Origin of the sequence: Nocardioides sp. S5, assembly GCF_017310035.1 — a bacterium.
Taxonomy (GTDB): Bacteria; Actinomycetota; Actinomycetes; order Propionibacteriales; family Nocardioidaceae; genus Nocardioides.
Genome location: NZ_CP022296.1, coordinates 3,287,903 through 3,301,321, shown reverse-complemented (window position 1 = coordinate 3,301,321; position 13,419 = coordinate 3,287,903). Strand labels below are relative to the sequence as shown.

The 13,419-nt window shown below is 71.8% G+C and carries 12 protein-coding genes; 9 read left to right on the top strand and 3 right to left on the bottom strand.

The window, feature by feature from the left end; all coding sequences use genetic code 11:
• The first annotated feature begins 15 nt into the window (after positions 1-15).
• From CFI00_RS16330 to CFI00_RS16320, 3 genes are read left to right on the top strand one after another with little or no spacing between them, the layout of a single operon-like run.
• A complete protein-coding gene (locus CFI00_RS16330) occupies positions 16-891 on the top strand; it encodes a class I SAM-dependent methyltransferase (protein WP_207082124.1) in 876 nt (291 codons plus the stop codon).
• Between the two features lie 10 nt (positions 892-901).
• Complete coding sequence (locus CFI00_RS16325) at positions 902-2,152, top strand: hypothetical protein (RefSeq protein ID WP_207082123.1); 1,251 nt, start codon at positions 902-904, stop codon at positions 2,150-2,152.
• Positions 2,149-3,255 carry a glycosyltransferase family 1 protein gene (locus tag CFI00_RS16320; protein ID WP_207082122.1) on the top strand — a complete coding sequence of 369 codons (1,107 nt, stop codon included), beginning with the start codon at positions 2,149-2,151 and terminating at the stop codon, positions 3,253-3,255. The genes CFI00_RS16325 and CFI00_RS16320 overlap by 4 nt, the downstream gene beginning before the upstream one ends.
• Before the next feature lie 3 nt (positions 3,256-3,258).
• On the opposite strand, the gene CFI00_RS16315 is transcribed toward CFI00_RS16320, so the two are convergent.
• From CFI00_RS16315 to CFI00_RS16305, 3 genes are read right to left on the bottom strand one after another with little or no spacing between them, the layout of a single operon-like run.
• Positions 3,259-4,146 (bottom strand): glycosyltransferase, encoded by an 888-nt coding sequence (locus tag CFI00_RS16315; protein WP_207082121.1) that lies wholly within the window; start codon positions 4,144-4,146, stop codon positions 3,259-3,261.
• The gene (locus tag CFI00_RS16310) at positions 4,139-4,555 is read right to left on the bottom strand and encodes a DUF2304 domain-containing protein (protein WP_207082120.1); all 417 of its coding nucleotides are present in this window, start codon (positions 4,553-4,555) and stop codon (positions 4,139-4,141) included. Before CFI00_RS16310 ends, CFI00_RS16315 begins: the two co-directional genes overlap by 8 nt.
• Positions 4,555-5,232 carry a glycosyltransferase family 2 protein gene (locus CFI00_RS16305; protein WP_207082119.1) on the bottom strand — a complete coding sequence of 226 codons (678 nt, stop codon included), beginning with the start codon at positions 5,230-5,232 and terminating at the stop codon, positions 4,555-4,557. Before CFI00_RS16305 ends, CFI00_RS16310 begins: the two co-directional genes overlap by 1 nt.
• A gap of 64 nt (positions 5,233-5,296) precedes the next feature.
• On the opposite strand from CFI00_RS16305, the gene CFI00_RS16300 reads away from it, so the two are divergent.
• The 6 genes from CFI00_RS16300 (at position 5,297) to proB (ending at position 13,242) form a co-directional block, all read left to right on the top strand.
• On the top strand, positions 5,297-6,022 hold the full coding sequence (locus tag CFI00_RS16300; protein WP_207082118.1) for a TIGR03936 family radical SAM-associated protein: 726 nt from the start codon (positions 5,297-5,299) through the stop codon (positions 6,020-6,022).
• Positions 6,023-6,346: 324 nt separating this feature from the next.
• Positions 6,347-9,679: an Rne/Rng family ribonuclease gene (locus CFI00_RS16295; RefSeq protein WP_207082117.1), complete on the top strand. Its 3,333-nt coding sequence runs from the start codon at positions 6,347-6,349 to the stop codon at positions 9,677-9,679.
• A gap of 185 nt (positions 9,680-9,864) precedes the next feature.
• Positions 9,865-10,164: a 50S ribosomal protein L21 gene (rplU, locus tag CFI00_RS16290; protein WP_207082116.1), complete on the top strand. Its 300-nt coding sequence runs from the start codon at positions 9,865-9,867 to the stop codon at positions 10,162-10,164.
• Positions 10,165-10,220: 56 nt separating this feature from the next.
• Positions 10,221-10,475 (top strand): 50S ribosomal protein L27, encoded by a 255-nt coding sequence (gene rpmA, locus CFI00_RS16285; RefSeq protein WP_135840891.1) that lies wholly within the window; start codon positions 10,221-10,223, stop codon positions 10,473-10,475.
• Between the two features lie 87 nt (positions 10,476-10,562).
• On the top strand, positions 10,563-12,128 hold the full coding sequence (obgE, locus tag CFI00_RS16280) for a GTPase ObgE (protein WP_242532442.1): 1,566 nt from the start codon (positions 10,563-10,565) through the stop codon (positions 12,126-12,128).
• Complete coding sequence (gene proB, locus CFI00_RS16275; RefSeq protein WP_207082115.1) at positions 12,118-13,242, top strand: glutamate 5-kinase; 1,125 nt, start codon at positions 12,118-12,120, stop codon at positions 13,240-13,242. The genes obgE and proB overlap by 11 nt, the downstream gene beginning before the upstream one ends.
• Positions 13,243-13,419: the final 177 nt, after the last annotated feature.

Genomic DNA, 13,419 nt, shown 5'->3' with positions numbered 1-13,419 from the left:
GCGGAGGATCCGAGCGTGACGAACGAGTGCAGGGCCTGCCAGGGGACGACGAGGGAGTTCGCACGGGACCAGGTGCTGGGGCACGTGCCGGCGCTCTACCTGCGGTGCGACGTGTGCGGAGCGGTCCAGGCCGCCGACCCCACGTGGCTCGAGGAGGCCTACAGCGACGCCATCGCCAAGCTCGACATCGGCTTGCTGGACCGGTGCCAGATCCTCGCCAGCATCACGGCGACGGTGCTGCGCTCCGAGCGGCTGCGGGGTGGCACGTTCCTGGACTGGGCCGGCGGCTACGGCACCCTCACCCGTCTCATGCGGGACCGCGGCTTCGACTTCGCCCACACCGACCCGTTCGCGACCAACATCTTCGCCGAGGGCCACGAGTCCTCCCCGGTCACCGACGCCGCCGGACCCGGTGGTCAGCGGTACGATCTCGTCACGGCCTTCGAGGTGTTGGAGCACCTCGAGGATCCCGTGTCCGCACTGGCTCCGCTCTCGCAGCGCACCGACCTGCTGCTGACGACCACCCAGGTCCTGCCGGACCCGGCGCCCGGCCCTCGGGAGTGGGACTACTACACGCTCGAGACCGGCCAGCACATCACCTTCTACACGCGTGCCTCCCTCGAGCACCTCGCGAGACGGCTCGGGTTCGACGGCGTGGTCACCAGCAACCTCGTCCACCTCTTCCACCGGGGCAAGGTGTCCGCGGCGACCCGCGCACTCGTGCGCCGGCCCGGTGTCGCCTACGGGCTCGGTCACCTGGCCGCTCTGCCGGACCGCCGCCACTCGCTGATGATGCGCGACTACCAGCGCGTCAGCACCTCGCTCAGCAGTCCGAGCGAGCCCAGCCGGGGGTCCGTGCCCGATCCCGCCCGGGGGACACCGGACACCTAGGATGCCTCGCGTGCCCCCCGAACAGTCGACGAGCCGAGTCGAAGGGGGCAGCGTCCTCGCCGCAGCAGTGGTCAGCGGGGTGGCTGGCTACGGCGTGCTGCTGCTGACAGCGCGGATGCTCTCAGCTGAGTCCAACGCGCAGTTCCTGGTCTTCTGGGGCGCGCTGTTCTCCATCTTCGGAGTCCTCATCGGCATCACCACCGAGACGACACGAGCCGTGCTGGTGGCTGGTCCCGATGCTGCGGGACCGGCAGTTGTGCCGCACACCACGATGCTCGGACTCGGGCTCGTGGTCGTGACAGGCCTCTCCGGTCCATGGTGGGCGCCGCGCCTCTTCGAGTCCGAGTGGCGGCTCCTCCTGGCCGCCCTCCTCGGGGGCACTGCCCTGTTCGTCGTGCACGCTGGCATCGCAGGCGCGGTGGGCGGGCGCCGGATGTGGGGTGCCTACTCGACGCTGGTGGGCGTCGAGGCAGCGACCCGCCTCGTGCTCGTCGTGGTGGCCACGATGCTCGCGACCGGACTCGTGGGTTTCGCCTGGGCCGCGGCAGTGAGTGCGGGAGCGTGGGTCCTGCTCGCGCTGGCTTCACCCCGACTGCGGGGCGCGTGGCACACCCGTGTCGCAGTCGGGCGTCGTGGGCTCAGCCTCAGGGTCGGTGCATCCTGCGTCGCTGCGGGTGCGTCGGCCCTGCTGCTGGTCGGCTACCCGGTGCTGCTCAAGGCGACGACCTCGGACGCTGTCTTCGACGGTGCGGCGCCGATCCTCCTGGCGGTCTCGCTCTCGCGCGCCCCCCTGCTCGTGCCCCTCGGGGCCTACCAGAACGTCGCGGTCGCCAAGGTCGTGCGCCACGGCATCCGCGCCCTCGTGCCCGTCTGGACGGCCCTGGCCGTGGTCTGCGCGGTCGGGTCCGGCGCCGCCTGGCTGGTCGGACCGTGGCTCCTGCGGCTCATCAATGCCGACTACCACGTCTCCGGCCCGGTCTTCGCAGCGCTGGTGGTCGCTGCGGGACTGGTCGCCCTGCTCACCTTGACCGGGGCTGCGACGGTCGCGGTGGATGCCCACGCCGTCTACCTCGGCGGCTGGATCGGCGCCACCGTCGTGTCCTTGGTCGTGTTGACGCTTCCCGGCACCCTGGAGCACCGGGTGCTCGCCTCCTTGTTCGCGGGCCCGGTGGTCGGGGTGCTGCTGCACCTCGGGCTCGCCTGGTCGCGCCTCGCCCGTTCCACGGCCCCGCACCCGGCCCCTTCGAGAGGACACGCATGAACCGCCCCACCGTCTTCGTCGACATGCTCTCCTACACCGGCACCAAGGGGGGGATGGAGACCTACACCCGCGAGCTCTACCGCGAGATCGGCTCGATGGACACCGCGTTCGACTTCGTCGCGCTCGCCAGCGCGGAGGGCGGCCGGATGGACCTGTCGTGGTTCCCGGGCGAGGTGATCCGCTCGCGGATCAGTGGCGAGAACCGCTTCGTCTGGGCCGCTGGAGAGCTCGTCGCGTCCAGCCTCCACGCGCGCAGGCGGCACGCGGACCTGGTGCACTGCCCGGCCACGCTCGGCCCCGTGCGTACGTCGATGCCGACCGTGCTGACGATCCACGACATGCTCTACTGGAGCCACCCCGACTCGATGGTGACGCCGTTCTACACCAAGCCCGTGATGTGGATGGAGCGGCGGGCCGCGGCCAACGCCGCGCGCATCATCACCGACTCGGCCGTCTCCGCCGCCGAGATCCACAAGTACCTCGGCTTCCCGACCGACCGGCTGCACGTCGTGCCGCTGGCAGCCAAGGCTCCCGGCCCGGTCCAGCGCGACGGCGTGGGGGAGAACCTCGTCCTGGCCAGTGGCCAGCGGCGGCCCTACAAGAACTGGGACGCCCTCGTACGAGCGCTCGCGCTGGTGGATGAGTCGGTGCGCCCGCGCCTGGTGATCACCGGGGCAGGCCCCGGACCCGACCCGCTGGAGGACGTCGTCCGCCGCACCGGGATGGAGCCGTGGGTCGAGCTCAAGGGCTGGATCGACAGTGCCGAGCTGGACGACCTGCGTCGGCGCGCCCGGGCGATGGCGTACCCCACGCTCGCGGAGGGCTTCGGGCTTCCGGTGCTCGAGGCCATGTCGATCGGCCTGCCGCTGATCGCCTCGGACCTGCCGGTGCTGCGTGAGGTCGGGGGCGACGCCGCGCTGTGGTTCGACCCGCTGGACGACGCCTCGATCGCGGCCGCGATCACCACTCTGGCGACCCGGCCCGAGGTGGCGCAGCGCCTGGCGCGCGACGGTCTCGCGCAGGCGGCGACGTTCAGCTGGCGTCGTGTCGCCGAGGAGACGCTCGAGGTGTTCGAGCGCACCCTGCGCGAGAGCGCTCGCTGAGGCTCAGCGCCCGAAGGCGTGCCGGCCGAGGGCGCCGACTGCTGTCCAGGCCCGCCCGCCGAGCGCCTGCGGCAGACGACTCGCTGCATAGAGGCGCGACGCCGCGTGCACCCGGGCGGCCCGCCGTGCGCGCGTCCAGCCACGAGCCGCGGTCCGGTCGGCCGCGATCGCGAAGTACGCGCGCTCGCCCGCGAACCGTCCGCCGTCGTCGACGGTGGCCGACGACGCGCTGGCCGAGTGGCGACGGTAGGCGAACACGACGTCCGGCAGCACGAGCATCTTCGACCCGCCCAGCGCGAGGTCGACCAGGAGCGCGAGGTCCTGGACGAGAGGGAAGCCGTCGAGGAAGTCGTGGCGCCGCAGCGCCTCGGTGCGAAAGGCGAGCGAGGGCCAGTAGGTCCAGTTGCCCCGCAGCACCGACACTGCGAGGTCCTCGCCGCCGAGCACCAGCGGGCCGTCGAGGCGGGGAGCGAACAGCGTTCGCTTCACCCGGTCCACCAGCGGGTCCACGCGCACGGAGTGCTCATCGACGACCTCGACGCCGGGCTGCACGACATCGACGTCCGGATCGGCGGTGGCGATGGCGGCGCGGACCGTGGCGACGTACTCCGGCAGCATCACGTCGTCGCAGCCGAGGAACACCATCCACTCCGCGGTCGCGAGCTCCAGGCAACGGCGGTAGTTGTCGGTGATGCCGAGGTTGGTCTCGTTGCGCAGGTAGCGCACGCGGGCGTCGTCGAGCGCCGCGAACCACGTGGCGACGGCATCGTCGGGGTAGCAGTCGTCGACGACCGTGAGACGCCAGTCCGGGTCGGACTGGGCGCGCACGCTCTCGACCGCCTCGAACAGGAGCGCGGGCTCGCCCCAGAACGGGATGCAGACCTCAAGCATGCGGGGCCCGAGGCTCGGTGTCGGACGGCGGCTCCCCGGGCAGCGGGGCGTCGAGCACGGTGAGACGCTCCATGCCGTAGCGCTCCTGGGCCTCGAGGATCGCGATCCGACGCGCGAGCTGGTGGAGCTGGTGGCGCGCCTCCTGGGCGCGGAGGTACTGGTTGACGACGTAGAAGCCGAACGTCACCGACACCATGTAGAGCACGAGGTCGGTCCCGCGCCCCACGCCGACGAGCTGCGCCACGATGCTGACCAGGTCGGGGGCGAGGACGGCGATCACCACGAGGACCATCAGCAGGACGAACGCCATCTTCTTCCACGCGTTGACGCTGTGCGCACTGCGGCTGCGGAGCGCCTTGAAGAAGATGAAGGCGAATGCTGCGATCAGGAGGACCTGGACGAGGACCATCAGCGGCTGACCTTCCGGAGGAGGGTGTCGAAGGCGATGTTCACGGCGTTGACGGCCGGCTGGCCCTTGGCCACGGAGTAGTCCGAGTAGTCGATGGTCACGCCGACCTCGACGAAGCGGTACTTGTTCTTCGCGATCAGCTCGATGATCTCGCTGGCGTGCGTCATGTCGGGGGCGGTGATGCGCAGGGTGTCGGCGACGTGGCGGTTGAACACCCGCAGCCCGTTGTGCGCGTCGGTCAGGCGGACGCCCGACGTGACGTTGCTGAACCGCACCGCGGCCTTGAGCAGCAGCCGCTTGAGACGGCTGGCTCCGACGGCCTCGCCGAGGAACCTCGAGCCCAGGACGATGTCGACGTCCGTGGTGTCGAGCACGCGGAGCATCCGCACCGCGTCCTCGACCCGGTGCTGGCCGTCGGCGTCGAAGGTCACGAACCGGGTGACGCCCGGCAGGAGCCGCGCGAACTCGATGCCGGTCTGCAGGGCCGCGCCCTGACCCATGTTGATGGGGTGGTTGACCAGGTAGCCGCCCGCGCGCAGGATCTCGTCGGCGGAGGTGTCGGAGCTGCCGTCGTTCACGCACACGACGTGCGGGCAGGTCTCGCGGACCTCCGCGACCACCGAGGCGATGACCTCCGCTTCGTTGTAGACGGGCACAACGAAAGCGACGTCTCTCACCGGCGTGAATATACCGTCCTGCGGCGGTGCGACCTATCCGACACCGCTCGCCTAGGCTCTGCGCGTGCGTCAGCAGCCCGAGCAGCAGGCCCCGCCCGTCCAGCGCCTCCGGGTGCGCTACGCCAAGCGCGGCCGGCTCCGCTTCACCAGCCACCGTGACTTCAGCCGCGCCTTCGAGCGCGCGGTCTTCCGCGCGCGGATCCCGATGGCGTACTCCTCGGGCTTCAACCCGCACCCGCGCATCTCCTACGCCGGCGCCGCCCCGACCGGCTCGGCCAGCGAGGCGGAGTACCTCGAGCTCGCGCTGGCCCAGGTCGTGGTGCCGCGCGACGTCCACGCGATGCTCGACGAGGCGTTGCCGCCAGGCCTCGACGTCCTCGAGGTGGTGGAGTCGTCCGGCGGGTCGCTGTCGGACCTGCTCGAGGGCAGCCGCTGGCGGATCGCGGTGGACGCCGACCCGGCCACCGCGACCGAGGCCGTGAGCCGCTTCCTCGCAGCCGGCGAGGCGCTCGTGGAGCGGATGACGAAGAAGGGCATGCGCGAGTTCGACGCCCGGGGCGCCGTGGTGTCCCTCGTCGTGCTCGACGGCGACGAGGCCGCTGCAGGGCGTACGACGCTCGACGTGGTGCTGCGTCACGGCACCCCGGCCGTGCGCCCCGACGACGTGCTGCGCGGGCTCGCGAACGTCGCCGGGCTGGCGGCGGGGGAGGCCCCGCTGATGACCCGGCTCGCCCAGGGACCGTTGCTCGACTCCGGTGAGGTCGGCGACCCGCTTGCGCCTCGGGCATAGCGCCGCGCCGGGTTCGGTGTGCGATACTCGCCACGTTCGACGCCCTGGCAACCGTCAGGATCCGTCGAGCCGACGACGTTCTCGCCGGTCACTCCGATGTGGTCGGCACCCCGGGTGGGTGGACGTCACCGGACCGCGACGCGGCCACTGAGTCGGTGACAGCGACTCAGCAGTGGCCCGGCGACCGCGGCAGGTGGCGGACGGCTTCTCGGAGACGCACACGCGGAGGGTGTCGCCGCCACAGAAGCTTTGCGTCTCCCGTGATCGCCGATCGAGAGCGGTGGACGCCGTATCGGCACCACCTCGGTGCCCGAGGAGCACCACATGCTCGATGACGACCAGCCCGACCGCACCACCGACACCGGCGCCGACACCGGCCCGGGCACCCCGGAGGCGCCGCCCGCGCCCGTCGTGACGAGGCGTACGCGCAAGGCGCCCGCCAAGAAGGCCGCTGCCGCGCCCGAGGCCGCCGCCCCTGCCGAGGCTGCACCGCAGGCCGCCGCCGAGCCTGCTGCCGAGTCGGCCGAGGCCGCCACCGAGGCCCCGGTGGCGAAGAAGACCGCACGCCGGGCGCCGGCGAAGAAGGCCGCGCCCCGCAAGACGGCCGCGAAGAAGACCGCCGCCGCACCCGGCGGGGCGACCACGCCGGCCCCCGAGGCCGCTGCTCCGGAGGCCGCTGCCGCCGGCGACGAGGTCGCACCCGCGACCGCTCCCGCCAAGCGCGCCCCGCGCAAGCGTGCCGCCAAGAAGACCGCCGCGCCCGCCGCGGAGTCCGCCGCTGCCGTCGACGCTCCGGCCGACGCCGCGGCTGGCACCGACACGGACGAGACCTCCGACGACGCTGCTCCCGCCGTGCTGTTCCAGGCACCGGTGGTCACGACCACCACACGACGCACGCGCAAGAAGCCCGCGCCGGCCGCCGTCGAGACGGTCGAGGGTGATGAGCCCGCCGCCGCCGAGACCGCTGCGGAGACCGCCGGCGAGGAGCCTGCCGCCCAGCGGCCCGTCAGGAAGGCTGCCGCCAAGAAGTCCACGAGCAAGTCCGCCGGCAAGAAGGCGTCGGGCTCCGGCAGGGGCAGGGGCAAGGCCGCCGAGGCCACCGAGGCCGTCGCCGCCGAGGCCCCCGAGGACGAGGACGCGACCGAGGAGGCCGCTGCCGACGCCGAGGGCGTGACCGAGGAGGCCCCCGAGGTCGCCGCCGACGCCGACGAGTCGGCCTCGGCCGACGAGGGCGAGGGCGAGGGCGAGGACGGCGAGGGCGGTTCCGCCCGTCGCCGCCGCCGCCGCGGTGGCCGCCGCCGCCGCAAGTCGTCCGACTCCTCCGCCGACAACGGCGACACCGACCAGGAGTCCGCCGACTCCTCCGACGACGCGGCCGAGGCCGGCGCGTCGGGCGACGGTGACTCCGGTCCCGACTCCGGTCCCGACGCCGGTGAGGGCAACGGCGACGGCTCGTCGCGTCGCCGTCGTCGCCGCCGCCGTTCGGGCGACGACGCCGAGTCGTCCGACGACGAGCCCAACACCGTCACCCGCGTGCGGCGTACGCGCTCCGCCGAGGACCAGATCACCTCGGTCGCCGGCTCCACCCGCCTCGAGGCGAAGAAGCAGCGTCGCCGCGAGGGCCGCGAGGCCGGTCGCCGTCGTGCGCCCATCGTGAGCGAGGCCGAGTTCCTGGCCCGTCGCGAGTCCGTGGAGCGCGTCATGGTGATCCGCCAGCGCGAGGACCTCACCCAGATCGGCGTGCTCGAGGACAAGGTGCTCGTCGAGCACTACGTCGCCCGCGAGTCGCAGACCTCGATCATCGGCAACGTCTACCTCGGCCGCGTGCAGAACGTGCTGCCCTCGATGGAGGCCGCCTTCATCGACATCGGCAAGGGCCGCAACGCCGTGCTCTACGCCGGTGAGGTGAACTGGTCCGCACTCGGTCACAAGGAGGGCGCGCCGCGCAAGATCGAGTCCGTGCTCTCCAGCGGCCAGATGATCCTGGTGCAGGTCACCAAGGACCCGATCGGCCACAAGGGTGCCCGCCTCACCAGCCAGGTCAGCCTGGCCGGCCGCTTCCTCGTCTACGTCCCCGACGGCACCACCTCGGGCATCTCGCGCAAGCTGCCCGACACCGAGCGCAACCGTCTGAAGAACCTCCTCAAGGAGATCGTCCCCGACACCGCCGGTGTGATCGTGCGCACCGCTGCCGAGGGCGCCAGCGAGGAGGAGCTGACCCGCGACGTGGAGCGGCTCAAGGCGCGCTGGGAGGACATCGAGAAGAAGTCCGCCAACCGCGGCTCCGGCCCGCAGCTGCTCTACGGAGAGCCCGACCTGACGCTCAAGGTGGTCCGCGACCTCTTCACCGAGGACTTCTCCAAGCTCGTCATCGAGGGCGACGCTGCGTGGGAGACCGTGTCGGCGTACGTCGAGTCGGTGGCCCCGGACCTCGCCGAGCGCGTGCAGCGCTTCGAGCGCGGGAGCACCGGCGGCGACATCTTCGCGACCTACCGCGTCAACGAGCAGATCCAGAAGGGCCTGGACCGCAAGGTCTGGCTGCCCTCGGGCGGCTCGCTGGTCATCGACCGCACCGAGGCCATGACGGTGGTCGACGTCAACACCGGCAAGTTCACCGGCTCCGGTGGCAACCTGGAGGAGACGGTCACCAAGAACAACCTCGAGGCGGCCGAGGAGATCGTGCGCCAGCTCCGGCTGCGCGACATCGGCGGCATCATCGTGGTCGACTTCATCGACATGGTCCTGGAGTCCAACCGTGACCTCGTCGTACGCCGTCTGGTCGAGTGCCTGGGCCGTGACCGCACCCGCCACCAGGTCGCCGAGGTCACCTCGCTCGGCCTGGTCCAGATGACGCGCAAGCGCATCGGCACCGGTCTGCTCGAGTCGTTCAGCGAGAACTGCGAGCACTGCCACGGTCGCGGCGTCGTCATCAAGGACCAGCCGGTCGACCCCGACGCGAAGTCAGACGACGGCGAGGGCCGTCGCAGCTCCCGCCGTCGCGGTCGCCGCGGCGCCAGCGGTGAGAACGACAACGGCAGCGGCGGTGGCAACGGGGGCAACGGGGGAGGCAGCGACTCGTCCTCCGACCACCACGGCCACGCCCCGTCGCCCAAGGACGTGGCCGCCATGGCGCGCCACGAGAAGCCGGTTGACGAGAAGCCGGCCGACGAGAAGCCGGTTGACGAGAAGCCGGCCGACGAGGCTGCTCCCAGCGTGGCGGAGCCGGCTGACGAGCCCGCTGCCTCCGCGGAGGAGCCGACGGCGAAACCCGCTGCCGAGGCTCCGGCCGAGGCTGCCCAGGAGGTTCCGGCCGAGGCCGCTGACGAGCCCGCTGCCGAGACCCCGGTCGAGGCGCCTGCCAAAGGGGCTGCTGAGGAGCCTGCTGCGCCGGCTCCCGTCGAGGACGAGAAGCCGCGCGTCGTCACCCGCACCCGACGCCGCTCCGCGAGCCGTCCCGCCGGTCCGCCGGCCGCCGTCTCCGTGACCGAGCCGGTCGCGACCGACGGCTCGGGCCAGGTGCCGGGTGTGCTCTCCGGTGCTGCCGGCACCGTCCCGGACACGGGCGCGGTCGAGCCCGGCACTGCCGGCTCCGAGCCGGTGGACGCACCCGTCGTGGAGCACGTGCCGATCAAGAAGAAGGGCTCGCGCAAGCGCTGAGCACCGTGGGACGGGGGCGGCCGGACGTCGTTTTGCCGGTCGTCACCCGATCCCGTAGTCTTGACCCTCGGTGTTCGACACACCATCCCTGCGCGCCCGCCACGCGGCGTACTCGCCCTTCCAGGCGGTGTCGTGCGCAGGTAGAAGTTCCCCCAGTTTTCCGCAGTCTGATGAGGAGAGTGGCCGTGTACGCGATCGTGCGCGCTGGCAGCAAGCAGCAGAAGGTTGCCGTGGGCGACGTCATCGAGATCGACGCGATGGGCGCCGCGGGCGACACCCTCACCCTTCCGGTGGTGATGGTCGTCGATGGCGAGAAGGTCACCGCGACCGGCCTGGACAAGGCGAGCGTGACCGTCGAGGTCACCGGCCGGACCAAGGGCCCCAAGATCATCATCCAGAAGTACAAGAACAAGACCGGCTACAAGAAGCGCCAGGGTCACCGCCAGAAGTACACCCAGGTCAAGGTCACCGACATCTCCCTCTGAGCGTTCGCTCGAGGTCGACACGTCTCTCTCCAGCTCAATCGTCAAAGGACTGAACAATGGCTCACAAGAAGGGTGCCGCGAGCACCAAGAACGGTCGTGACTCGAACTCGCAGCGCCTCGGCGTGAAGCGTTTCGGCGGCCAGGTCGTCGGCGCCGGCGAGATCATCGTCCGCCAGCGCGGCACGCACTTCCACCCGGGCACCGGCGTGGGCCGTGGCGGCGACGACACCCTGTTCGCCCTGCAGGCCGGCGCCGTCGAGTTCGGCACCCGCCGCGGTCGCAAGGTCGTCAACATCGTCCCCGGCGAGTGACCTCCCCGCGACACTGAGCACTTCTGCGAAGGGCGTCCCGATTCCGGGGCGCCCTTCGTGCTTTCACCCACCGATGCAAGGAATCTGATGGCCATCCCCACGTTCGTCGACCAGGTGACGCTGCACCTCGCGGCCGGACGAGGTGGCAACGGCGTGGCCTCCGTCAAGCGCGAGAAGTTCAAGCCGCTCGGTGGTCCTGACGGCGGCAACGGCGGCCAGGGCGGATCGATCATCCTGCAGGTGGACACCAGCGTCACCACCCTCGTCGACTACCACCACAGCCCCAAGCGCCGCGCCGACAACGGCGGACAGGGCGCCGGTGACCACAAGAACGGCGGCAACGGCAAGGACCTCGTCCTCACCGTCCCCGACGGCACCCTGGTCAAGGACGCCGACGGCAACGAGCTCGCCGACCTGATCGGCCACGGCACGACCATGGTGGTCGCCCAGGGCGGTCGGGGCGGCCTCGGCAACGCGGCGCTGGCCTCCTCCAAGCGCAAGGCCCCCGGCTTCGCGCTGCTGGGCGAGCCCGGGGACGAGCTCGTCGTACGCCTCGAGCTGAAGGTCGTCGCCGACATCGGCCTCGTCGGGTTCCCGAGCGCCGGCAAGTCCTCGCTCATCGCCGCGATCTCGCGGGCCCGGCCCAAGATCGCCGACTACCCCTTCACCACGCTGATCCCCAACCTCGGCGTGGTCACCGCGGGCGAGACCACCTTCGTGGTCGCCGACGTCCCCGGCCTGATCGAGGGTGCCGCGGAGGGCCGCGGCCTGGGCCACGACTTCCTGCGCCACATCGAGCGCTGCGCGGCGCTGGTCCACGTCGTCGACACGGCGTCGATCGAGCCCGGTCGCAACCCGCTCGACGACCTGGAGGTCATCGAGGGCGAGCTGGCCCGCTACGGCGGTCTCGAGGACCGCCCGCGACTGGTCGCGCTCAACAAGGTCGACGTGCCGGACGGCCAGGACATCGCCGACATGGTGGTCGAGGAGCTGCGCGGTCGTGGGCTGCGGGTCTTCGAGGTCAGTGCTGCGTCCGGTGCCGGTCTGCGCGAGCTGACGTTCGCGATGGCCGAGATCGTCGTCGCGTCGCGCGAGGTCGCCCCCGACGTCGCGCCCGAGCGGATCGTGCTGCGGCCGAAGGCCGTCGACGCCAGTGACGACTTCGAGGTCGTCCGGACCGATGACGGGTGGCGCGTGCGCGGCACCAAGCCCGAGCGCTGGGTGCGCCAGACCGACTTCAGCAACGAGGAGGCGGTGGGCTTCCTCGCCGACCGTCTCAACCGGCTCGGCGTGGAGATCAAGCTCGCGCGCATGGGCGCCGAGGAGGGCGACGCCGTCATCATCGGCCCCGAGAACAACTCCGTGGTCTTCGACTTCAAGCCCAGCATCGAGGCGGGCGCCGAGATGCTCGGTCGCCGTGGTGAGGACGAGCGGCTCCGTGAGAACCGCCCGGCCCGCGAGCGCCGTCGCGACATCGCCGAGGCGATGGAGACCAAGAGCGAGGAGGAGGCGCGCGCCGACGTCGCCCGCCGCCTCGACGAGGAGCGCAAGAAGAAGGGCCCCAACCGCAGCAGCGGCAGCTCGGGAGTCGGTCCGATGTCCTACGAGATCGGCAGCAAGGACGACCCCGACTGGGACGGCAGTGACGACTGACCGCTCGACCCTGGTCCGCGCCGCCCGGCGCATCGTGGTCAAGGTCGGGTCGTCGTCGCTGACCACGGCCGCGGGTGGGATCGACCCCGATCGCGTACGCCGTCTCGTCGAGGTCCTCGCGACGGCGCGAGGCAGCGGCGCCGAGGTGGTCCTGGTGTCGTCGGGCGCCATTGCAGCCGGCCTGGCGCCGCTCGGCTTCAGCACCCGCCCGCGCGCCCTGGCGGCCCAGCAGGCGGCGGCGTCCGTGGGGCAGGGGCTGCTGGCCCACCGCTACCAGGAGGAGTTCGCCAGGCACGGCATCGTGACCGGCCAGGTCCTGCTCACCGTTGACGACGTGGTGCGCCGCGCCCACTACCGCAACGCGCACCAGACCCTCGCCAAGCTGCTCGAGCTCGGGGTGGTGCCGATCGTCAACGAGAACGACACCGTCGCCACCTCCGAGATCCGCTTCGGCGACAACGACCGGCTCGCGGCGCTGGTGGCGCACCTGGTGCACGCCGACCTGCTCGTGCTGCTCTCCGACGTCGACGGTCTCTACGACGGCCCGCCGAGCCGGTCCGGTGCGCAGCTGCTGCCCGTGGTGCGCTCCGAGGACGACCTCGCGGCGGTCACCATCGGTGCGGCTGGCTCGTCCGGCGTCGGCACCGGGGGCATGACGACCAAGGTGGAGGCCGCCCGCATCGCGACCGGCGCCGGCATCCCGGTCGTGCTCACTTCTGCCGAGCAGGGTGCTGCGGCGCTCGCGGGTGCCGAGGTCGGCACCCTCTTCGAGGCCACCGGCAAGCGTCGCCCGGCACGTCAGCTCTGGCTGGCGCACGCCACCACGGGCCTCGGCTCGCTGACCCTCGACGCCGGAGCCGTACGCGCCGTGGTGTCCCGCGGGGCCTCGTTGCTGCCCGCCGGCATCACCTCGGTGGCCGGCAGCTTCGTGGCCGGTGACCCCGTCGACCTGCTCGATCCCGACGGGGGAGTGGTGGCCCGGGGGCTGGTGAACTTCGACTCCGAGGAGCTGCCCGCGCTCCTCGGCCGCTCCACCGGTGACCTGAAGGAGTCGCTGGGAGCGGCGTACGAGCGCGAGGTCGTGCACCGCGACGACCTGGTGCTGCTGGGCTAGACGGCTTCGCCTGGCTGTCCCGTGGGGGACGTGTCGAGGCAGTGGTCCGAGTGGACGGTGAAGCCCTCGTGCGGCCGGAGCGCGAGCAGCGTCTGCTCGACCCTTGATGGCCGCGTCGGACGCGGAGGACCGCCCGTCGAGTCCCGGACGAGTCGTCTCCGCACAACGGGCGGATCC